A 21,562-nucleotide genomic window follows, 5' to 3' on the forward strand; every position below is an offset into this window, starting at 1 on the left:
ATCAGTAATTTCCTTTTCTCCTTATAAGACTCTAGCTAATTGCCCGTCGCATCCATCATCGCGACGGGCTTTTTTTAATCCTGCCAAACGGACGTTGCGACGGAATTACAAGAACGCTTTGTATGGCAATTCTGGTTCATTTTTGAAGATATCGCTAAAGCCACGGAAGTGTTGGTAGTGCATGCGACCTTTATCGGTTGGGAAGGTGTATTTGCCCCCAACTTGCCAGAAGAACGGTGCGAACTTGTATTGCAGGCGGTCTTTCTTCATGTTCCACAACACTTCGATTTCGCGTGGGTCGTTTTGGAAGTTCGCCCAAATATCGTGGTGGAATGGCATCACGACATCACAGTTCAACGATTCTGCTGCGCGTAGGATGTCAGAAGACGTCATCTTGTCAGTCACGCCGCGAGGGTTCTCACCGAATGACAACAGTGCCACGTCGATTTGGTATTCGTTGCCGTGCGCTGCGTAGTAGTTCGAGTAGTGCGAGTCACCAGAGTGGTAAACCGACCCGCCTGAAGTTTCAATCAGGTAGTTCACCGCGCGTTTGTCCATGCCGTCGAGGATTTCTTTATCATAAGATGAAGTGCCCTCTGGCAGTGTGACAAGTGCAGTACGGTCGAATGAATCCAGTACGCGGATCTTCATATCGCCGACCTCAAGTACATCGCCCACTTTCGCGACAACACAACGCTCTTCTGGTACGCCCCAGCCCATCCATAAATCGACACAAGCTTGTGGACCGATGAACTTCACGTGGTCACCACAGTTTTGCAGTACCGCCGCCGCGACGTTCACGTCGATATGGTCAGCATGGTCGTGGGATGCCATCACAGCGTCGATCTCTTTGATAGCAAATGGGTCAAGCGGGAAGATAGTAGTACGTAGGTTTGGTTGCAGTGCTTCGACGCCGCCCATACGCATCATTTGGTGCTGGTTCTTCATGAAGGCATTTTTTTGCGTCTTTTTGCCCGTACCACACCAAAAGTCGATAGAGATGTTGGTGTTGCCCTCACTCTTCAACCAGATACCTGTACAACCTAGCCACCACATCGAGAATGTATTTGGTTCTACCACCGTATTTTCGATCTCTTCGTTTAACCAGGTACCCCACTCAGGGAATGTATTTAGGATCCAAGATTCACGAGTGATTTCATTTACTTTACTCATAGCAACACCTTTTTGTTTCACAATTTTTATTAAATTTGGGATGTAGGGAGCCGAGCGCCTTAATTTGTGGTTAAGGCACTGAGCTGAATTATTTTTATTTATTTGAGAAAGAGGCTAGGGCGCGTTAGACCAGAATGACCTGTGTCCCTTTTGCTTCTATCGCTTTGATGACCTCTGAGTTGGCGTTTTTGCCTGTGATCAGAATGTCGATTTTCTCGGTAGGACAGAACAACATGCCTGTTCTGTGACCCACTTTGGAGCTGTCTACCACGACGACGAGCTTATCGATTTGCTCAAGCATTTGCTGCTCTGCCACCGCGGTTAACATGTCGGCTTTGTAGAGTCCGGCTTCGGTTAAACCTTTACCCGAGGTGAACATCCAATTGCCTGCGTAACTGCCAAGCGAGTTGGGCGCCGGATTTAAGAACAATTTTTGTGAACGGTTGTATTGACCGCCAATGATGATCACATCGTCATGGTCTTCATTGATCAGGTAGCTTGCCAATGGGAAGTAGTTGGTGACGATCTGCACGTCTTGCCCACACAACTTCTGCCCTAGTAGGAAAGCAGTCGAACCGCAGTTGATGACCACGCTGTCGCCAGACTGACAAAGCTCAGCGGCTTGCATCGCAATCAAGGATTTTTCTTCGTAATGCTCAGTGCTGTTGATGTTCAGCGGTGACCATTTTTTCTTTTCTGCTTCGACGCGTTCTGCGCCGTTGCGTACTTTGCGTAGTTTGCCTAGCTCATCTAGCTTAGAGATATCACGGCGAGCCGTCGCTGGAGAGACGTTAAAGCTCTCAATAATGTGTGAGACGTTAATCGTCTGATTTTCTTCTAATAAAGACAGAATGCCATTGTGTCTTTGTACTTCGTTCATACCCATCACCCTATTTGATTCAAATTCACCGAAATGTGTATCTAGTGATTATTTGGTGATTACTTGTGATTTGTTTTGATTCTATTAATCACGCTCCTGATTGTCAAATTCAAGACTGATGAAAATCTGAACTTCATCACAAGAATTTATAAGTTATTGTATTTATTGGTAATTTAATTTTTGTGTGTGATCCGATTACCATTTGTAGGGTTTTTTGGAGGGCAAAATTGATAAATATCAAAATAATCACAAATGAGCATTGCGTGATTACTTTTGATTGTTAGAGTTTATTTCGTGAGCAAAAACTGAGTAGATTCTACGACATCAGATGGAATCACTCTGACCTACATACGATTACAAATAAAAAACACTCTAGGGGTAAAGATATGGAGTTCTTGTACGACATCTTCTATATTTTTTACAGCCAAGTTATGACCAAAGCCCCACTACTACTGGGTTTGGTAACATGCATTGGCTATTGGTTGCTGAGAAGAGACGCTACCACCATCATTAAAGGTTCCATCAAAACGATCGTGGGTTTCATGCTGGTTCAAGTGGGTGCGGGCACCCTAGTTGCTGGCTTCAAACCTGTGATTTCCAAACTTTCTGAATACCACGGGCTAACTGGCTCGGTCATTGACCCTTACACCTCCATGATGTCTACCATGGAAGCAATGGGCGATAACTACTCTTGGGTGGGCTACGCCGTTCTATTGGCATTAGGTATCAACATCCTCTTGGTGCTGTTACGCCGCTACACAGGTATCCGCACCATCATGCTGACTGGTCACATCATGTTCCAGCAAGCAGGTCTGATTGCGGTGTTCTACTTTGTGCTTGGCGCAAGCATGTGGGAAACCATCATTTATTCTGCGGTGTTAATGGCGCTGTACTGGGGTATCTCCTCCAACATCATGTTCAAGCCAACTGAAGAAGTCACCGGCGGGGCGGGATTCTCTATTGGTCACCAACAACAGGTCGCGTCTTGGATTGCAACAAAAGTAGCGCCAAAACTGGGTGATAAGAACGACAGCGTTGACCACCTAGAACTGCCTAAATGGCTACACATCTTCCACGATAGCATCGCAGCAACGGCGATTGTGATGACGGTGTTCTTCGGCATCATTCTGCTTTCATTCGGTCTTGATAACCTTCAAGAAATGGCGGGCACCACACACTGGACTATCTACATCTTAGAAACGGGTCTGAAATTCGCTGTAGCGATTCAGGTGATTGTTGCCGGTGTACGTATGTTCGTTGCTGAGCTGTCTGAGGCGTTCAAAGGCATCTCTGAGCGCGTGATTCCAAACGCGGTATTGGCGATTGACTGTGCGGCTATCTACGCATTCTCTCCAAACGCAATGGTATTTGGTTTCATGTGGGGTGCGCTTGGTCAGTTCGCAGCAGTACTTGCAATGCTGGCATTCGATGCGCCAATCATGATCATCCCTGGCTTCATTCCAATGTTCTTCTCTAACGCGACCATCGGTGTATTTGCTAACCACTTCGGTGGCTGGAAAGCGGTGATGAAGATCTGTTTCGTGATGGGCATCATCGAGGTACTAGGTTCTGCTTGGGCTATCCACCTATTTAGCCAACACGGTACGGAGTTCAACGGCTGGATGGGCATGGCGGACTGGGCACTAGTGTTCCCACCAATCATGCAAGGTTTGTCTGCATCGAAAATGTTCTTCTTCGTTCTTGTTGGTCTGTCTCTGGTTTACATGTTCTTCGCTTCTCGCAAGCTACGTGCTGAAGAAGACGCGCAAGGCACAGTAGAAATCAGTGAAGAGCCAGAAGTGATTGAAGCGGTAGAGCAAGCAATCAAAGCGAGCGACGGTCTGCGCCCAGTAAGCATCCTAGCGGTATGTGGTAACGGTCAAGGTTCATCCATGATGATGAAAATGAAGATCGGTAAATACCTAGAGAAGAAAGGCATTCCTCACGTGATGGACTCATGCGCAGTGTCGGACTACAAGTCGAAGCTCGCGAGCACGGACATCATCGTATCGTCGAAGCACCTGTCTGCAGAGATGGAACCAGGTGAAGGCAAGTTTGTACTCGGGGTGCAAAACATGCTTAACCCTAACTCCTTCGGGGACGAGCTACTCGACATCATCAATAAAAACTTTGTACCAGCAAAATAAAACAGCATAACCAAATACTTCTCTCAATGAAGAGATAAGAAACCAATAACAAACAGCGGATAACAACAGTGGTGCTGGGCTTCGGACAGCCAAAGTCACGGCACCCAAACTGGAGATAGAACAATGGGATTAAAACAATCACTGATCGACAACAACTCAATCAAACTGCAAGCAAAAGCCTCTAACTGGCGTGAAGCCATCAAGATTGGTACGGACATGTTGATTGCCTCTGGTGCGATTCAGCCTTCCTACCACGACGCGATCATCAGCAGCGTGGAAGAGTTGGGTCCTTATATCTGCATCGCACCTAACTTAGCTCTGCCACACGCACGACCAGAAAACGGCGTGATTCGTACTGCTTTCGCACTGGTTACGCTAGAAGAGCCAATCTACTTTGAAGGCGAAGACGAGCCAGTTGATGTGTTGATCACGCTAGCGGGCAGCTCTTCAGACGAGCACATGGAAGGTCTGATGGAAGTGACCCAAGTGTTGGATGATGAAGACAGCGAAACGGGCGTGGATTTAGACAAGCTTCGCCGTTGCCGCAGCAAAACCGATGTATTCAACGTGATTGATGAAGCTCTGGCTGTTACTGCCTAAGGAGAAATCATGTACAGCGAACTGAAACAACGTGTGCTCGAAGCCAACCTCAAACTGCCGAAATACGGTTTGGTGACCTTCACCTGGGGCAACGTGTCTGAGATTGACCGCGAGCGCGGCGTGATTGCGATTAAACCATCAGGGGTGGAATACGATGGCATGCGCGCTGAGCACATTGTGGTGGTCGATCTAGACGGCAATGTGGTGGAAGGCTATATGAATCCATCCAGCGATACCGCGACCCACATTGAGATCTACAAAGCGTTCCCACAAGTGGGTGGCGTGGTGCACACCCACTCACGCAGCGCAACGATTTGGGCGCAAGCGGGGATTGATATTCCAGCGCTGGGCACGACTCATGCCGACTACTTCTACGGTGATATTCCGTGTACTCGTAAGCTCTCACAACGTGAAATTGCCGAAGAGTACGAGAAGAACACCGGCTTGGTGATAGTGGAAGAGTTTCGTCAACGCCGCATCGACCCAATGGCAGTACCAAGCGTGATTGTAGCAGGGCATGCGCCTTTCTCTTGGGGAACCAACGCTGACGATGCCGTGCACAACGCCGTGGTATTGGAAGAGATTTCTGCCATGGCATTAGCAACGCGTTCACTCAACAGCGGCATCAAGATCCAGCCTGAGCTTTCTGACAAACACTACCTGCGTAAGCACGGTGAAAACGCCTACTACGGGCAGAGGTAACGACATGTACAAAGTGCTTGCTTTAGATTTAGACGGAACCGTCCTCACCGATGACCACAGCATTCACCCTGAGGTGAAAAAAGCGATTCAAGAAGCGCAGCAGAAGTGTCACGTGGTGATTGTCACCGGACGCCATCACACCGCGGCACGCCCGTATTACGATGAGTTGGGTCTTACCACGCCTATCATCTGCTGCAACGGCACTTATGTTTATGACTACCACAATGACCGAGTGCTCAAGCACAACTCCATCGAGAAGGAAGATGCGCTGACGTTCATCGCCTTAGCGAAGGAGTTTCAGGTCAAGATGGTGATGTACGTAACCGATGCCATGACGTACTCAAACTACAACCCAATTCACTACATGGAAGCGTTGGAAAAGTGGGCGAAAACCGCGCCTGAGCACCTTCAACCTAAGATCTACAAAATCGACTCGTTCAGTGAAGAAGTGCGCAATACCGAGTTCGTGTGGAAATTCGTGGTGGAAGGCTTACCAAGCTCGGTAGAACGCTTGATTGAAAACCCATGGGTGAAAGAGAAATTTAACGGCGAACGCTCGTGGTCGAATCGCATCGACTTCGCAGCAAAAGGTAACAGTAAAGGCTTAAGACTGGCGGAATACGTTTCTGAGCTGGGTTATCACCCGAATCATGTCATTGCCGTGGGCGATAACCACAATGATATTTCCATGCTCCGTTACGCCGGATTAGGCGTTGCCATGAATAACGCAGACGAGACGGTACGTTCAAGCGCCCGTTTGGTGTGCGAAACCGATAACAATAACGACGGCTTAGCTCGTCTGATACGTGAAAAAATTCAAGGATAAGCATCATGACCAAACCAATGATTCAAATCGCTCTAGACCAAACTAACCTAACTGACGCCGTGGCGGTTGCAAGCAATGTACATAGCTACGTCGATGTGATTGAAGTGGGCACCATCTTAGCGTTCGCAGAAGGGATGAATGCAGTCTCGACGCTACGTAAGAACCACCCGGACCACATTCTGGTGTGTGATATGAAGACCACTGATGGCGGCGCGATTTTGTCTCGCATGGCGTTTGAAGCTGGTGCTGACTGGATTACGGTTTCAGCCGCAGCGCACATTGCAACCATCGAAGCGTGTAAAAAAGTGGCGGATGAGTTTAGCGGCGAAATCCAAATCGAAATCTACGGCAACTGGACGATGGAAGATGCGCAAGCGTGGGTGGATCTTGGCATTACTCAAGCGATTTACCACCGTTCTCGCGACGCAGAGTTGGCAGGCATTGGCTGGACAGACGCTGACATCAGCAAGATGCGTCAACTCTCTGAGCTAGGTATCGAGCTCTCTATCACGGGCGGCATCGTGCCAGAAGACATCTACCTGTTTGAAGGCATCAAAGCGAAAACCTTTATCGCAGGTCGTGCATTGGCTGGCGACAAAGGGCAAGAAACCGCAGAAGCATTGAAAGCGCAAATCGACCGTTACTGGAACTAGGAGGCGACATGTATCAGAACCTACAACGTCATCGTGTTGGCTTGTATGAGAAAGCGTTGCCGAACGAGTTAAGCTGGGAAGAAAAGCTCAGCGTGACCAAAGAGTTGGGCTTCGACTTTCTTGAGATCTCGGTGGACGAATCAGACGAGCGCCGCAGCCGCTTAGATTGGGACGACGAGACGATTTATGCCCTGCGTCACCAGTGCGAACGTTACGGCATGCCATTGCAGTCGATGTGTTTGAGCGCGCACCGCAAGTTCCCGTTTGGCTCGGCTGATCCGAAGATCCGAGAGCAAGCCGTGCTGCACATGGAAAAGGCGATTGCATTGGCGTACAAACTTGGCGTCCGTACCATTCAATTAGCTGGCTACGATGTGTATTACGAGCCAGCAAACCGTGCTACCCACTTGCGTTTTATTGAAGGGATGAAGGAAGCGGCGAAACTGGCTGAGCGTGCGGGAGTGATGCTTGCTGTTGAAATCATGGATACCGATTACCTTAACTCATTGAGTAAGTTTGAGGTGCTCAATCGCGAAGTAAATTCGCCGTATTTCACCGCTTATCCAGACGTGGGCAATATCTCTGGTTGGAACTATGACGTATGTACTGAGCTGAAATTGAGTAAGCCGCACATTACCCAAATCCACCTTAAAGACACGTATCGCGTGACGCCAGAATACAAAGGTCAGTTCCGCGATCTGGTGATTGGCGATGGTGAAGTGAACTTCGATGCCATCTTCCGCACACTCAAAGAGACAGACTGCGTCGTGCCGCTGGTGATTGAGATGTGGGCGCAAGATGAACATTGGCGTGCGCACATTCAAACCGCCCAACAGCGCTTAAATCAAGCGTGTGATCATGCGGAATTGCCAAGGTTGTTTGCCGCATAATTCTCTCTTAACCGTATAAACACTTACATGCTCCGGTGCTCGTTATTGGGCACCGTTTTCCCATCGTGGGAACGTGCAGTTTTTAACCCTCGTGAAAACTGCACTCTTTCGTTTCATTGGTTGACTTACCATCAGGGTTGGCGCAAAGTTGCGCTTTGTCGTTATGAAACCCCGTTAATCTGAATGAAATTACTCCATCTGCAACTTTTCTGGTACGAAAAACATCACACCCTATTGGAGATGGAAGACTTGCCAATTCTCACCCCAGCGCAAGAACAAGATCTGCGTGAGTGGGCGAAGACACGCCGCAAAATCCTCAGCTACGAAGTGCATCAACAACCTTGGGTAAAAGTGAACGTCGACGGTTTCTCGTCGATTTTAGAGCTCAAACCAAATGGCACGTTGGTGGAAAAAGACTTGTTCAGTGAGCGCGGTTTGCAGGGACTATGGAAGGTCAGCGGCGGCTTCTTGTTTATCAAAGTCATCAGCGGCGAATTCATCGTCGAATACCAAATTGTTGGTCACACCGAAAACAATGTGCACAGTGGTATCGAGTACATCAACGGCAAAATCAGTACTTACAGCAAGTTTGCCAAGCTTGCAAATAATTAAGCCGATTCAATTCGATGTAGAGAAAGGAGCCAAAGTGCTCCTTTTATGTAAGCTGCTGAACGGAATAAACATTCAATTAGGCATTACTAATCCAAATAAAATTAATAAGCTATACATAGGTATAACATTTTTATTAATATCCTTGTGGTAGGGTTCTTATTCATCAATTTAACTAAAGCTATAGAATAAACTAACCCTTCATTTATTATAAAATTTAAAACTCTAGTTTTGCCCGTTGGATCCATCATCACAACGGGCTTTTTTATTTTTGCTCTACACGAAATGATAATAAATACAAACATGCACATTATTATTAGGCAAGTTGATGGTATTTATTTTAATTGTGATAAATTATGATAAGTAATATTTGCTAAGCCAATCGTATCGTTTCAATTTTTTACATAGCATAGAGATTGATTAATAATAATTAGGCATGAGTTATCAAAAAATTTTACTTCTGTTAAATTGATTGTTAAATAATCATTGATAATGAGTTTACTGGTCTTACCTGAGTTGTGATATTAAATAATCTAGTAAAAATTATCAGGTAAGATATCTCAAATCGAGATGCAGTATTTAATGGAGTGTATATCTACTCAATCAAAATAAACATGAGGTTTTATTAATGAAAAAGCAAGTTTTAGGCGCTGCAGTAAGCGCTGTGTTTGGTATTTTTGCAGCGACTTCAGCAGTAGCGGCACCAGCTGAATCAACGATTTTATGGAGTGGCACAATTCCGGGTGGTTTTGTAGGTACGGATATTGGTCTAGCAAGCCCATCAGGTGGTCAGATTCAACAAGGCCAAGTTAGTGCGAATGAAGATGGTACTTTCTCTTCAACTATTGTTCCTGTTCGTGCGTTTGCTTTAGATGGCGTTACTGGTGAAATTGATCCCGCAACAACATACCCAAATGCGATTAACTGGTGGGTGGCAAATCGAGCAATTCAGCACAATGGTGTGGCTGGTAATGCATACGATACAACTAATCTTGTTGTACAAGTTAATGGTTCTACTGTGGCTGATAACGAACAAGTTGCGACAGCAGCAGGTAATCCGGATGCGTTAATTCAAGTTTCTTACACGAGTGCTCCTACTGGAGTTGTAACACCGAATGATGCGATTTCCGTTCGTACTACTCTGTTTGCAGAAGGTGACGTAGGCGCTCTTTAAATTCTAGCCGATGTTTTTTAAGGCTGCAAAAATGCAGCCTTTCTTTATTCTGATTAGGTTTAACTATTGTGATGTATTTTAATGTATTTTTTGTGACCTTATTAAGTTTAATATCTTACTCTGTTTCCTGTGAGGTTATTAAGAACACGCTACCTGTATCTACATATATAGATAAATCTAAACTATACCCATATTCACTATCGATGGAGTCGAACCCATCTAAATTAATTTTGAATTATAGCGAAAATCTTAACAGATTTAATGACTCAACCTCATTTTTACTTGTGAACACAAATATTCCGGCTCAAGAGAGTGTTTTATTTTATTATCGGTTAAACTTGTTGACTAATGATTCTCAGTGTCAAGAAATTAATTCACCTGACGGTACATCATTAATAGATTTCATGAACGTTTTTATCGATGGAGAATTGATAAATGAAGGTGATATTACCTCTCTTAAACCTTTGGATTCTATCGATGAAAGTGGCTTTCGTATTGGCCAAAATCAAGTACTAATACGGAGTGATGAGATTAATGATGTTGCTTTAAAATGCAATGGTGAAGTGTCTGTTTTAGCGGAACTATCCATATGAAAAAGTTGTTATTAGTCCTGATGATTTTGCTGACAAGAATTGCATTTGCAAATGTACCAGAAGGTTTCGAGGATTTGTTTGAGCAAAAAGAAGCAAACATTAACATTGTCATAAATGATGATGCTCAATATCGCGCTTCTGGTTTTTTAGGTCTTGGTTCAACGACGTTGGCAATGACAGATGAGATGAAGGTTGAGCTCAATGAATTATTAAAAAGCCAATATGTAAAGTCGAGTGCTGCAAAGGCAATCATTTCTGACTTAACATTTGGTATTACGGATTCTCCACATTGTTTGGGACGAAGAACAACTTGTCAACTGAGTGATACAACACCAGAAGAAGTGCAGTATGTTGTTGTCAACGAAGAACAAACGTTGCGCATATTAGTTCCCGACTCTTTAATGTCACAGGAACAGGAAAGCCAACGCTATGTGAGTGAGACCCGTGGTGAAAATGCCATTATTATTCACCACGATTTAAGTATGAATAGCAATATTGGATCTTCGAGTGAGATTTATTACAACAATGAAACAACGATTGGCTTACTTGGAGGCTTTATACATTCAGACTTGAATGTATCTACGACGGATGAAAACTTTAAAGAACAAAAAGTATACTTTGATGAGTTAGCTTTCCACTATCTGGAAGAGAATCAACATATAAAGGTTGGCTTTTCTTCAGAGAATATGCCTCGAGCCTGGAACAGTACTTCAATGTTGGATGCTGATGAAGATATTAGTGTTATTGAGGTATCGACAGGTACAACTAGTGAATTAGAATATAGAGATAATGAGAATCAACCTAGAATATATTTTTCCATACCACAATCTGGACGGTTATTTGTATATAGAGAAGATGGTACTCCGGTAATAGAACGCAATGTTCCAGCAGGTCAGAACTATATATCTTATAGTGATCTCCCATCTGGAATAGAAGTGTATAATATTTTGGTTAATGCAGGTAATAACGAGATCTATAATAAGTTTCATAAAGTGTATAATAATAATGGATCGAAACTAGATGTAGGAAATTGGGACTATTTTATTACTGCTGGTTCTCTAAAGAAACAGGAAATTATTGCTAATGAACAGCTTAAACCATTAGTTGATGACTATGAGTATAACGTCTTCTTAGAGGCAAGAACCGTTACACAAATAAATTCTGACGTTGCTTTTGGGGTAGGGTTATTAAATACAAGGGATGATTATTTTGCTAAGCTCGCTTTAAACTATAATCCTTCAAGTAACATTAGTTTTAATAGTCTATATGGCATTTTCGATGATGGCACTCATTACTTACAAAGTAATCTATCGCTCTATGGAATGAACTTTAGCGCAAGCCAATTTCATGATCGAACCGTCGTGGCAGATAAAATCTCATTTGCCAATTATCTTTATGGTTATGGTTCAAAAAAAGAAGTTTCAGCTTCCTATGGTCGATCTATCGGTTTCGGGCGTGCATATGTTAGTTACTCTCGCATTGTCAACGAGGGCTTAGAAAGTATGGTATTTGAGAACATAGATCAGATCTATAGTTCGTACGAGTCAATGACTGCAGGATATAGCTTTTCTAGTTGGTTTAACTCTACCGTTGATTTGCAACTGTCTCTTTCCGACGAAGTCGATATCAATGGGGGGACTTATGATAATTGGTCTATTTTAGCATCAGTATCGATACCTTTAAGCTCGAGTGGTTACTCTTCATTTAGCACCAATATTTTTGAAGGAAGCCAGCAATATACTGGTTCTATTGGTAACTCTTACCAGTTATCAGAAAATGCTTCAATGAATATTGAAGCAGGAACAACTTATTCTGATAACGCACAAGATGATAACAAAGTGAACTATTACGGTTCTACGTCTGGTAACTATAAAAATAAATATATTGATGGTAATGCATTTGCTTATGTTGATAGTCACAGCAGTAATATCTCTGGAAGTTTGAGCAGTACTACTCTTATAACCAATGACGGTATTAAACAAACTCGGAGTAAGTCAGACTCCTATCTTGTTATTAATAATGAAAACAACGCAAAGCTAAGTGACACTAATAAAGGTGACCAAGCATTTTTGGCTACTGCTAATTTAAAGGCAAATGGTACTCATACTGGTCGTATATTACTAGATCATAAAGAGGTTGTTTACCCGTTGGATCAATATCTAGATTATCAAATTGCTTTGGATGAAGATGCCAGTGACTATCACAATCTAGGAAGGTCCAAATACCAAGCAACTAGTTATCCCGGTACGGTTATGAACTTGGATGTTGACCTTAGGGAAGTGAAATCATACATCTCAATATTCAATGATATAGAGGGTAATCCCATTGATCTTGTTGAGTGTTTGGGTACAGGGTGTGTGTCTGTAGAGCAAATCACAGATGGTGTTTTTAAATTTAGAATTAGCTCAGGATTACCATTCGAATTGCGAACTAGTGCACAGCGTTGTCTTATTCCTTCTCCTGATGAGTTTTCAACACAAAATTTAGGTAAGAATTTCTGTATGCCTAATTTTGAAGAGGAAGGACAGTTTCGAATTACTCGTGGTGATAGTGGAAACTATTACTATTACGTTGGTGAGTTTAACGATATGGACATTATTGAAAGTTATGAAACCTCATTAAATGACTCATCTTTAAAATTTGTTAAACAAACAGTGGGGACTCGGACTTTCTTATTTGTTGAATCTCCGAGCCTGTTAGCACTGAACCAGCAAGAAGCTATTGAGTCTTTGAGTCAATATGCGCTTGAAGAAACTCTTGATAGACCAATGCTTGTATCGAGATAAATTAGAGATAGACAATGAATAAACAATACTTATCTTTCGTTTTATACGGATGCCTACTTTTAGGTGGAATTAGCAACTCATTGCCCGTTAGCGCTTCAACCTTTAGCGTAGATAGCCTATTAAAAGTTGGTAATGATAATGGTCATGGTACATTTACAGTAACCAACACTCAAAAAGAAACGGTTTACGTAAAAGGCGAGGTGCTTCAGGTAAAAGTGAGTAGCGGTGAGATTGAAAAAATTCCTTTAACTCGTGAAAACTTCCCTATTTGGGATTTAGCGGTTAACCCTTCTAAGTTACGTTTATTACCCGGGGAAATTCGCGATGTAGCAGTTAAGTACCTTTGTAAGGCCGATTGTGATCGGAGTCGGGATTTAGTATATCAAATCCGGTTTTCTCCAGTGAGTGCGCCAGACGAAGTGGAAGGGCAGAGTGTTAGTTTTTCTTTTGGTATGGCACCTTACTACATAGTCCCTGCGAGTCAGCAAAGAATGGAATATTCTTGGGATTATGATGAAAAAGCGCATACCGTAAAAGTTCACAACACGGGTAATACGTATTTAAAAATCCAATTTGATAACTGTAATAAGTTGCGAGCGATTAATTCTTGTCGGGCGGTATATCACGTGTTGTCTGGGCGTAAAATGAAAATAGAGCTCCCTGAGGGGATTCAAGGGAGAAATGTTCAGGTGACCGTCGCAAATCATGATCAAAGGTATCAAGATGAGTTTACTTTATAAAAAGTTAGTTGCTCTCATCTTCGTGTTCTATTTGTCTAATGTTGGAGCTGCCACTCTACATGGTGTGATTGAGGGGAGTCAATTGTGGTGGAATAACGGCCAATCAATGGGGAACTATGTTGCTCTGAGTAACTGGAAGCCTATTAATGGTTTGACACCTACACATGAATGGCTTCCTGGTACATTCCTCACTCTACCAAATAACACTATTACCCTCCAAGGGCCAGGTGGAGAAGTAAATGTAGAGATTACTGTTGCAGGTTTAGAGTATGAACTTGGACAGGCTTCTGCTCATTTTACTGACCGAGGCGCTCCCATGATTGGGAGTTCGTCTTGCAACGTATCTGAGCAGCAAGGCAGCACCACTAGGCTGATCGGGAACAACTGCGTTGCAAACGAAAGTTATGTGACGACTGATCCTGCAATCCAGTACACCCCATTTCAATTTGTACGGCCACTTCTAGAAGTGGATAGCAATGCGGTTGTTCAGGCGTTTAAAAACTCAGGCGTTGTTAGTGGTGTTTATTCTGGAATGGTGACAGTACAACCTGTCTATTATTTTAAGTCAAATACAGGCACATGGACTTATCGCTATGCAGCGTCGGTGCCAATGATTGTAATGATTGACTATACAGCAGCTAGTCTCGATAGCGTTCAAATTGAAGGTAATGGTGTTATTCAGCCAACTTATGACACGCTGAACCATAAAGTGTCTGGGGACACGTTATTTAATATTGTGGCGAAAGGTTCTTTTACCAGTGGTGTTCAACTGACTTTGGATGATGTTCCTTATGAAATGGAGTTTGAATCAACGGGCGTGGAAAACCTTCCTTATAATATTTCTTGCATTGGAGCATGTTCCCAATCTCAGCTCGTTGTCGATGGTATACGTCAACAACCAGAGGCCGTTATTACGGGCAGCGATTCAGAAGTTTCTTTTCGCCTCAAAGTCCATTATGACGCTGCAGATGCAGATAAAATTGAAACGGGGCAATACCGCGGAGAGTTTTCCTTTTATTTAGAGGAAGCATTGTAAGTGGCTAAACAATATGTGAAATCGCTATTTGCTATTCTTTTGTTTCCTGCTTTGGCAAATGCAACAGAAGAGTTGGGCTGGGCGGTTGAAGGAAGATTTTATTCTGGTGAAGAATCAGCAACGTCAGTTACCCTTGCTGTTGAGTTGTGGCAGTTGAAATGGCGTGTTGGTGGCTATGTACCTTTTAACACATTCAAGCAAGAGAGAGAGTATTTTGAAAGTGATATTGATTTTGGTGTAGCGAAAGAGTTTAAAATTACAAAGGGTCTTAATTTTAGTTTAGGTGTAGGAACGCTAGGAAATAACCTTTATTCTGACTATAGTTTATTGTATCAACTCAACCAAAATAATTTTTTGAAAACTGGCTATCGTTTTCACGCTGATGGAAATTTCGTGAATCGTAACGAGATTTATATTGGGTTAAGCTATTATTTTAATAGCCAGCCTCAAATAGAACTCGAACCAACAGTTGTTAAAGATGTGCAAGAAGTCGTGATAGAATCCGCTGAAAAAGAGCAAGTTAAAAAGGAAGAATTGTATAATTTTCAGGAAAGTGCCGTTGTTAATTTTAAGTTTAATGATACTGTAATGGTTAATACTAAACCTTTAGAATTGCTACTAAGTAATTTGATGAAAGAACCTAAAGAATGGTCAATGGTTATTGTTGGTCATACTGATAACGCTGGTAGTAAAAAGATAAATCAGAAAATTTCAGAGCAACGAGCTAATTCGGTAGCTAATTATTTCATTGAAAATGGAGTTTCTGTAAAAAAAATGAAAATAATTGGAAAAGGGGAAAGTGAACCAATTACTAGTAATGATACAAAATTAGGAAGAGAAAAAAATAGACGAGCTCATGTCAACGTAAAGTAGTTGGATGAAAATAACTTTAATATAGCCCTTTTGATAAAGAATAAAAATTAGGCATTAAGATTATTTATTTTATTGAAATGCAGAATGTCTATTAAATGTTCGATTTATTCTACTCCAAATAGAAAGAGTGTGCAGGTTATCACTTGGTACAACTTTTTTGTTGTTCATAATTGTATTGGTAAACGTAATGATAAATGAAGCAAGCCGATTTGATTCTAAACTAGTAGTAGCTTTGTCTATTGCTTTAACTGCGTGCGGAGGAGAAGGTTCGGGTTCTCCCTCTGCCCCGTCTCCTGAACCAATAATCCCTCCTGTTGAAAGTGACACTATTTACTATGCTCAGGATGTTGTTAGAGAAACTGTTCTTACTTCAAAATTTGATGTTGATCTATCCGATAGTATGGAATCTTCTGATGGCTCACAGGTGGTTTTGACCGATGTGATTCCTTTGAATGCTCATGATGGTTGTGAAGTGCAATCTATGGGAGCTACTAGCTTTACGATTGATGCTGATGGTGCCAAAGCATGTGATTATCGTTATATAGTTGGATCTCCACTTGTTTCTCGTTCCACTAGCACTATAGGTGATGGCTATTCCGAAGCAACAGTTAGAGTCGTGGTTGGGGAAACTACTGACCAACTTCCACCATTATCTGGTGTTACTTCTTCCAGCACGTCAGTAAAGATAGATTTGCCTTTCGAGTTAGGGAAGTTGGGCTATGATATTGATACGACCGTTTACTCTTTATCTACAACTGTCAACCTACCAAATGACAATACTACCTATTCCAGTGCAGTTTCTGACCCAATAGAGAACACAATTGAGTACATGCCTGGAATGGGCATACCAAGTGGTGTTGAACGCATTCTGTTTAGTTACAGCGACGGTTTAAATATATTGAGTGGTGTTCTAGATATTGCGGTTTCGCAGAATGGGAATAATGCTCCTGTTGCTGAATCTAAGATTGTTACAACATTTACTGACCCTAATTCGGGGGATACTTTAAAAGCGATCCCTTATGGGGAGTCAATGAGGTTTGACGTCACTGATCTCATTAGCGATAGCGATGGTGATACTCTTCACTTAACTGATGTATACAGTTTCGGAGCTAAAGTCTCTATCCCTGATGATGCAAATGGAGATGGTAATTATTTCAATGATACGCAGTTCGATTTTTTAAGCGAACAACCTGGAGAGGCATCGGTCACATACGTTGTCTCTGATGGCAAAGGCGGGTATGCCACAGGAGTTGTGTCATCATATGTTAGTAGTCCCTACGGTAGCATTGTTTCAGGAGGTTTGATATTCCTTCCACCATTAAGTCATGTGCGAGCTGTATCTGCTGGGATATCGAGCACCCCACAACAGGGAAATGGAACTACCTCATTGGAAAACGTGATTACAGCTTCACACAGTTGGGATACCGCAAATAACCTTTGCTTAGCACAAGGAGCTAGACTTCCGACCGTTGTAGAACTTCAAAGTTTATACAGCGACGGAAATACTGGTGGTGGGGTTTTTGTAAATCACAATTGGCCTGTAGATTTACCGTATTGGACAAGTAACTCTGGTACCGGCGGGAGCGCTTATCATCGCTCTATCGATTTGTTAAATGGGACGAGTAACGCTAACGATTTTAATGGTAACCTCCGTTATGTTAGTTGTGTTGATGAAACTCCTCCAGGTTACCCAGTTATTTTTTTTGGGAATGAAGTAGGCGATGATTACTTGTTTGATGTACGTATTAACACAAACATAGGTTTCGGGTGTGGTTGGATAGTTGACTCGATGTATCAGGAAGGGGGAGCTCATATTGGCGGTTCCGGAGGATCTCATCATTCTATCTCGGTAGAAAGTATAGGAAGAATTGAAGCTTGGTGGGGGCCTACAGGTTTTGGTTCTGCTGAGGTAGACGAAATGTCCCGATTAAAGTTATATAGCACAAGTGGGCATCTAATGTTAACGTGCGGCAACAAAGATTATAGTAATCAACATTATAGTTCCTATACCCTTTCTGATTCAGAAGTGCTCACAGGGTTTAAGGCGTTTGGTAATGCTTATTTGAGTGGGTTAGAGCTTTGGATTGATACTAAGTAAAGTTTCATCAGATATGAAAGTTTAACGATCTATTGTAATGACTGAACGGTTCTTTCAGCTTGCATTTACCTAAAAAGAATGCCTTCACAATAGCTTCTAGCATGTAAGTGCTAGAAGCTATTTTTTTGGCTTTGTACTAGCCTTATTAGGCATTCTTATTTTTAGTAGTGATGTCTTTGCTTGTTCTTTTATCAACAGAAAATGAGATCATGGCTGTTTTGAAGAAATAACAATAGGAGTATGGAATGTTTGGCAAACAGTTAAAACAGATTCGTAAATCCAAAAACTATACACAAAGAGATTTGGCTATTGCTCTTTCGTCAAAGGATGAAGAATTCGCACTTTTGGATTTGGTGACGATTAGTCGCTGGGAAAGGGAGGTAACTTCGCCAACGAATGCAAAAGCACTAAGGGTTCTGCGTTGTCTAACGACAGATGTTCGCCCGTTTTTGTGTTCGCTTATTAGTGATGAAAAACCGGATGAATTAGAAAACTTTCTGCTTGAACGATTCGAGTCAAACTTTCGTAACATGACCCTAGCTGCTTTTGAAGTTGAGGTCACTGATAATGAAACCCCGATTTGTCATAGCCAACTATTTCATAGAGTTGATGATAATGTTATTCACATGCTTAGACGGTTTCATGACCGATATAATTCCGAGCGACAAGATCTGTTCAACCTTGATCTCTATCTCTATCAAGAAGAACATCGAATCTTTAGTGTGAGGGTGCATCCTGAGGAGGATAGCTGTGATGTCATTGGGCACACTATCGCATTTTTTTTTAATAACGCAGAACTCTATGAGGAAGCAAAGCACTGCGATGTAGATTTCCGTCAATCTATTCGATTTCGAGATACTAAAACGTGTGCTTTGTATGTAGCAACTTCATTTTCTAGCACGACGGCAGTATTTCGTTATCAATGGGGTACTTTCCTTTATTTTCTTGCTAAAAACGCCAATATCACGGAGGTATACATGAATGTATTATCCGGTCAGTTAGTCGACTTTCTAAGTGAAGTTGGATTTGAAATCATAGGGACCAAAACCCCAGTCGATATAGGTGGAGTAAAGCTAGGTGCAAGAAGGTACGAGCGTTGTGTTGTTCGAGTAGATACGAGTGTCCTTCTTACGAACAAAATTTCTTTAAGTTTAATTAAAGATTTTTTAAAGAGTGACTGTAACTCTTAACCTGATTCAAGGTACCTGATTCGTGTATAGCCCGGTAGGCTGGCAGTAATGATATTTAGTAGCAATGTAACAGTTTACTAAGTATTTCTCCTGAAGTTTGCGGTAATATTATCCCCTTTACTATTCCTACTTTACGCAGCAGGAGGCATGAATCGTGTCTGAAAAAATATCGACGTCGGCGCTGGCAAAAATGCGTCAGATAGAAGCCAAGCTGCTGTTTGCGGATCTCAAACGCGCTGGCTACATCGTTCGTCAAGACGAGAAATGGATTTTGACCGAAGAGGGCGCCAAGTTCGGCGGTGAGTATGTCGATCACCCTAAATTTGGGCAGTTCATCGTATGGCCGACCAACTTGCACATCGAGCTTGCCGCAACGTCTGGAAAAACTTATAGCGCAACCCAGTTAGGTGAGAAGCTTAAGCTTAATGCCAAACGCATGAACCAGCTGTTAAGTGAATTAGGTTGGATCAGCAAATCCGAAGAGGGTTGGAGCTTAACCGAAGCCGGAATCCGCGCTGGTGGCCAGCAGAGAACCGATAAAGAGTCGCAGAATACCTTTGTGGTGTGGCACGACGTAGTGCTGCGTAACAAGCGTCTCAAGCAGTCTGTGATTGAGTTTTTAGGACAAGATGCCGAGTCCCATTCCACTGATAAGTCATTTTCTAGTTTTCGCCAGAAGTTTGAAGCTAAGCACCGCACTTTAGATGGGCATTATGTTCGTTCTAAAGGAGAACTGTTGATCGATAACTGGCTGTATTTGGCTGGTGTGGTGCATGCTTACGAGCGCCAACTGCCGATCGACCAAGACGTGACAAGCGATTTCTACCTTCCGGGTGGCAAAGTCTATTTGCAGTTTTGGGGCAGCGATTCTGGCGAGATGTTAGAAGCGGAGCGAGAGAAGGTTCGTGCGGTGTACGAGCTGCATAACTTCAACCTCATTGAAGTTGAACCGAGCGAGTTAGATAAGCTCGATGAGGTATTGCCGAAACGTCTGCGTCAGTTTGGTATTCAAGCTTACTAAGCACCGCGCTAGCGGTTGTTTAACTTCCTAAACCTTCAAACCTGCCAGTCTTTAAAAACGAAAAAACCCGTGATGACTCACGGGTTTTGTGTATTCAGCGTTTATCTTTGGTTGTTACCCGAGGGATTAGAAACCTTTGATGTTTTCCGCTTCTAGCTCTGAGAAGTACTTAACTGTCTTCACTTTAAGCTCTTGTTGTGAAGGCTCATCACAAACGATCACTGCTTTAGGGTGTAGTTGAAGTGCAGAAACCGTCCATAGGTGGTTTACGCTGCCTTCTACCGCTGCTTCTAGAGCAAGTGCTTTGTTGTGACCAGTTACTAGGATCATCACTTCTTCAGCGTCTAGTAGCGTGCCAACACCGATAGTTAGTGCGTACTTAGGAACTTGGTTGATGTCGCCATCGAAGAAACGAGAGTTCGCGATACGAGTGTCTTCAGTTAGTGTCTTGATGCGAGTGCGAGAAGACAGAGAAGATGCAGGCTCGTTGAATGCGATGTGACCGTCGTTACCTACGCCGCCCATGAATAGGTTGATCTTGCCGTAAGACTTGATTTTGTCTTCGTAGCGTTGGCATTCCGCTTCGTGATCTTCCGCGTTACCGTTAAGAAGGTTGATGTTCGCTTCTTGGATGTTCACGTGGTTGAAGAAGTTGGTGTACATGAATGAACGGTATGATTCTGGGTGATCCGCAGGGATACCGATGTACTCGTCCATGTTGAAAGTCACAACGTGTTCGAAGCTCACTTCACCAGCTTGGTAAAGTTCGATCAATGCTTTGTAAGTTGCTAGAGGAGTGCCACCAGTAGGTAGACCCAGAACGAACGGACGCTCAGCTGTTGGTTTGAAGTCGTTGATGCGCTTAGCGATGTGTGCTGCTGCCCACTTGCCTACTTGTGCTGCTTGAGCTAACGGGATAAGTCTCATTTTGTGCCCCTAGTTATTGGAATTTAAGATGTCCTGAAACATTAATTCGCATTATAAAATAAGTAATGGCGATCTGCTATTGTTTTAGGTCAAAAATTTGCTTTTTCTTTAACCAATGTTGCTTTTATCAACAGTTTTTACGTTTGCTTCTCGCCGTTACCCTCTTATGTAGAGAAGGTTAGGTTAGTTGATTAGCGTTTAAAATTTATGACTGAAATTAAGTTTTTTGGCTGATAGGGCGAGTTAAATTGAACCAAGTTGCGTAGCAGAAAGGGAAGAAAAATGCCGAACTTATGATCTCACGCAATCTATGGTGTGGCACGGCGTTTTTTCCTTAACCATAATTAAAGTGTGTTTATTGCTGAGGGAATCGCAATGAAAAATGAATTAGACGCAACCAAAGTGCTGCAAGCATACGAATGTGTGATGAACAACGGCACGCCTACTGAGTTTGGCAAGATGTATGAAGGGGTAGAAGCCTTTTCTGATTACGATGGCTATAACGTGTTTCTTAGAGGCAATGGCGTGGAGTTAAAGGTGGGCTTCCACAATACCTATCATTTGGAGTACGACCAAGAGCATCTCAAAGACAGTTTCTTGAAGAAGGTCGCCATGCTGGCGAAGTGAGTACTCGCCAAATAATG

Annotated in this window: 20 protein-coding genes; 17 read left to right on the forward strand and 3 right to left on the reverse strand. The window is 42.9% G+C overall.

From position 1 onward, the window contains the following. Nucleotides 1-105 precede the first annotated feature (105 nt). Nucleotides 106-1,173 carry an L-ascorbate 6-phosphate lactonase gene (ulaG, locus tag GXP65_RS04410; RefSeq protein ID WP_162092131.1) on the reverse strand — a complete coding sequence of 356 codons (1,068 nt, stop codon included), beginning with the start codon at nucleotides 1,171-1,173 and terminating at the stop codon, nucleotides 106-108. Between the two features lie 124 nt (nucleotides 1,174-1,297). Next, nucleotides 1,298-2,053 (reverse strand): HTH-type transcriptional regulator UlaR, encoded by a 756-nt coding sequence (ulaR, locus tag GXP65_RS04415; protein WP_162092132.1) that lies wholly within the window; start codon nucleotides 2,051-2,053, stop codon nucleotides 1,298-1,300. A gap of 386 nt (nucleotides 2,054-2,439) precedes the next feature. On the opposite strand from ulaR, the gene GXP65_RS04420 reads away from it, so the two are divergent. The 16 genes from GXP65_RS04420 (at nucleotide 2,440) to GXP65_RS04495 (ending at nucleotide 19,991) form a co-directional block, all read left to right on the forward strand. Then, the gene (locus tag GXP65_RS04420; RefSeq protein ID WP_162092133.1) at nucleotides 2,440-4,200 is read left to right on the forward strand and encodes a PTS ascorbate-specific subunit IIBC; all 1,761 of its coding nucleotides are present in this window, start codon (nucleotides 2,440-2,442) and stop codon (nucleotides 4,198-4,200) included. Between the two features lie 123 nt (nucleotides 4,201-4,323). After that, nucleotides 4,324-4,800 (forward strand): PTS sugar transporter subunit IIA, encoded by a 477-nt coding sequence (locus GXP65_RS04425; protein ID WP_009702554.1) that lies wholly within the window; start codon nucleotides 4,324-4,326, stop codon nucleotides 4,798-4,800. A gap of 9 nt (nucleotides 4,801-4,809) precedes the next feature. Then, entirely contained in the window at nucleotides 4,810-5,502 is a 693-nt protein-coding gene (locus GXP65_RS04430) for an L-ribulose-5-phosphate 4-epimerase (RefSeq protein ID WP_039986419.1), read from the forward strand. A gap of 4 nt (nucleotides 5,503-5,506) precedes the next feature. After that, nucleotides 5,507-6,328 (forward strand): Cof-type HAD-IIB family hydrolase, encoded by an 822-nt coding sequence (locus GXP65_RS04435; protein ID WP_017818330.1) that lies wholly within the window; start codon nucleotides 5,507-5,509, stop codon nucleotides 6,326-6,328. A 5-nt stretch (nucleotides 6,329-6,333) separates the two neighbouring features. After that, nucleotides 6,334-6,981 carry a 3-keto-L-gulonate-6-phosphate decarboxylase UlaD gene (locus GXP65_RS04440; protein ID WP_005434690.1) on the forward strand — a complete coding sequence of 216 codons (648 nt, stop codon included), beginning with the start codon at nucleotides 6,334-6,336 and terminating at the stop codon, nucleotides 6,979-6,981. An 8-nt stretch (nucleotides 6,982-6,989) separates the two neighbouring features. Next, a complete protein-coding gene (locus GXP65_RS04445) occupies nucleotides 6,990-7,871 on the forward strand; it encodes an L-ribulose-5-phosphate 3-epimerase (RefSeq protein WP_038898432.1) in 882 nt (293 codons plus the stop codon). A 183-nt stretch (nucleotides 7,872-8,054) separates the two neighbouring features. Next, nucleotides 8,055-8,483 (forward strand): hypothetical protein, encoded by a 429-nt coding sequence (locus GXP65_RS04450; protein ID WP_162092134.1) that lies wholly within the window; start codon nucleotides 8,055-8,057, stop codon nucleotides 8,481-8,483. A gap of 625 nt (nucleotides 8,484-9,108) precedes the next feature. Further along, on the forward strand, nucleotides 9,109-9,654 hold the full coding sequence (locus GXP65_RS04455; protein ID WP_162092135.1) for a hypothetical protein: 546 nt from the start codon (nucleotides 9,109-9,111) through the stop codon (nucleotides 9,652-9,654). Nucleotides 9,655-9,722: 68 nt separating this feature from the next. Continuing rightward, entirely contained in the window at nucleotides 9,723-10,247 is a 525-nt protein-coding gene (locus tag GXP65_RS04460) for a hypothetical protein (protein WP_162092136.1), read from the forward strand. Then, entirely contained in the window at nucleotides 10,244-13,033 is a 2,790-nt protein-coding gene (locus tag GXP65_RS04465; RefSeq protein WP_162092137.1) for a CS1-pili formation C-terminal domain-containing protein, read from the forward strand. The genes GXP65_RS04460 and GXP65_RS04465 overlap by 4 nt, the downstream gene beginning before the upstream one ends. Nucleotides 13,034-13,047: 14 nt before the next feature. After that, nucleotides 13,048-13,773 carry a hypothetical protein gene (locus tag GXP65_RS04470; protein WP_162092138.1) on the forward strand — a complete coding sequence of 242 codons (726 nt, stop codon included), beginning with the start codon at nucleotides 13,048-13,050 and terminating at the stop codon, nucleotides 13,771-13,773. Beyond that, nucleotides 13,757-14,809: a hypothetical protein gene (locus GXP65_RS04475; RefSeq protein WP_162092139.1), complete on the forward strand. Its 1,053-nt coding sequence runs from the start codon at nucleotides 13,757-13,759 to the stop codon at nucleotides 14,807-14,809. The genes GXP65_RS04470 and GXP65_RS04475 overlap by 17 nt, the downstream gene beginning before the upstream one ends. Further along, nucleotides 14,810-15,682 (forward strand): OmpA family protein, encoded by an 873-nt coding sequence (locus tag GXP65_RS25465; protein ID WP_162092140.1) that lies wholly within the window; start codon nucleotides 14,810-14,812, stop codon nucleotides 15,680-15,682. Between the two features lie 187 nt (nucleotides 15,683-15,869). Continuing rightward, on the forward strand, nucleotides 15,870-17,780 hold the full coding sequence (locus tag GXP65_RS04485; protein ID WP_240334962.1) for a hypothetical protein: 1,911 nt from the start codon (nucleotides 15,870-15,872) through the stop codon (nucleotides 17,778-17,780). 245 nt (nucleotides 17,781-18,025) lie between these two features. Continuing rightward, on the forward strand, nucleotides 18,026-18,970 hold the full coding sequence (locus GXP65_RS04490; RefSeq protein ID WP_162092141.1) for a helix-turn-helix transcriptional regulator: 945 nt from the start codon (nucleotides 18,026-18,028) through the stop codon (nucleotides 18,968-18,970). Nucleotides 18,971-19,124: 154 nt separating this feature from the next. Then, nucleotides 19,125-19,991 (forward strand): glycerol kinase, encoded by an 867-nt coding sequence (locus GXP65_RS04495; RefSeq protein ID WP_162092142.1) that lies wholly within the window; start codon nucleotides 19,125-19,127, stop codon nucleotides 19,989-19,991. A 126-nt stretch (nucleotides 19,992-20,117) separates the two neighbouring features. Here GXP65_RS04495 and nagB read toward each other — a convergent pair whose 3' ends face one another. Further along, nucleotides 20,118-20,918 (reverse strand): glucosamine-6-phosphate deaminase, encoded by an 801-nt coding sequence (gene nagB / locus GXP65_RS04500; RefSeq protein WP_005531216.1) that lies wholly within the window; start codon nucleotides 20,916-20,918, stop codon nucleotides 20,118-20,120. Between the two features lie 375 nt (nucleotides 20,919-21,293). Here nagB and GXP65_RS04505 point away from each other — a divergent pair, with 375 nt between their 5' ends. Then, on the forward strand, nucleotides 21,294-21,545 hold the full coding sequence (locus tag GXP65_RS04505; RefSeq protein WP_005428828.1) for a DUF3081 domain-containing protein: 252 nt from the start codon (nucleotides 21,294-21,296) through the stop codon (nucleotides 21,543-21,545). Nucleotides 21,546-21,562: the final 17 nt, after the last annotated feature.

The sequence above is a fragment of the Vibrio sp. LB10LO1 genome (genome assembly GCF_010092875.1).
In the GTDB taxonomy this organism is placed as follows: Bacteria; Pseudomonadota; Gammaproteobacteria; order Enterobacterales; family Vibrionaceae; genus Vibrio; species Vibrio campbellii.

Bases quoted from the DNA above. Each gene is read 5' to 3' on its own strand.
- ulaG (WP_162092131.1), bottom strand. From the start codon at position 1,173: ATGAGTAAAGTAAATGAAATCACTCGTGAATCTTGGATCCTAAATACA.
- ulaR (WP_162092132.1), bottom strand. From the start codon at position 2,053: ATGAACGAAGTACAAAGACACAATGGCATTCTGTCTTTATTAGAAGAA.
- GXP65_RS04420 (WP_162092133.1), top strand. From the start codon at position 2,440: ATGGAGTTCTTGTACGACATCTTCTATATTTTTTACAGCCAAGTTATG.
- GXP65_RS04425 (WP_009702554.1), top strand. From the start codon at position 4,324: ATGGGATTAAAACAATCACTGATCGACAACAACTCAATCAAACTGCAA.
- GXP65_RS04430 (WP_039986419.1), top strand. From the start codon at position 4,810: ATGTACAGCGAACTGAAACAACGTGTGCTCGAAGCCAACCTCAAACTG.
- GXP65_RS04435 (WP_017818330.1), top strand. From the start codon at position 5,507: ATGTACAAAGTGCTTGCTTTAGATTTAGACGGAACCGTCCTCACCGAT.
- GXP65_RS04440 (WP_005434690.1), top strand. From the start codon at position 6,334: ATGACCAAACCAATGATTCAAATCGCTCTAGACCAAACTAACCTAACT.
- GXP65_RS04445 (WP_038898432.1), top strand. From the start codon at position 6,990: ATGTATCAGAACCTACAACGTCATCGTGTTGGCTTGTATGAGAAAGCG.
- GXP65_RS04450 (WP_162092134.1), top strand. From the start codon at position 8,055: ATGAAATTACTCCATCTGCAACTTTTCTGGTACGAAAAACATCACACC.
- GXP65_RS04455 (WP_162092135.1), top strand. From the start codon at position 9,109: ATGAAAAAGCAAGTTTTAGGCGCTGCAGTAAGCGCTGTGTTTGGTATT.
- GXP65_RS04465 (WP_162092137.1), top strand. From the start codon at position 10,244: ATGAAAAAGTTGTTATTAGTCCTGATGATTTTGCTGACAAGAATTGCA.
- GXP65_RS04470 (WP_162092138.1), top strand. From the start codon at position 13,048: ATGAATAAACAATACTTATCTTTCGTTTTATACGGATGCCTACTTTTA.
- GXP65_RS04475 (WP_162092139.1), top strand. From the start codon at position 13,757: ATGAGTTTACTTTATAAAAAGTTAGTTGCTCTCATCTTCGTGTTCTAT.
- GXP65_RS04485 (WP_240334962.1), top strand. From the start codon at position 15,870: ATGATAAATGAAGCAAGCCGATTTGATTCTAAACTAGTAGTAGCTTTG.
- GXP65_RS04490 (WP_162092141.1), top strand. From the start codon at position 18,026: ATGTTTGGCAAACAGTTAAAACAGATTCGTAAATCCAAAAACTATACA.
- nagB (WP_005531216.1), bottom strand. From the start codon at position 20,918: ATGAGACTTATCCCGTTAGCTCAAGCAGCACAAGTAGGCAAGTGGGCA.
- GXP65_RS04505 (WP_005428828.1), top strand. From the start codon at position 21,294: ATGAAAAATGAATTAGACGCAACCAAAGTGCTGCAAGCATACGAATGT.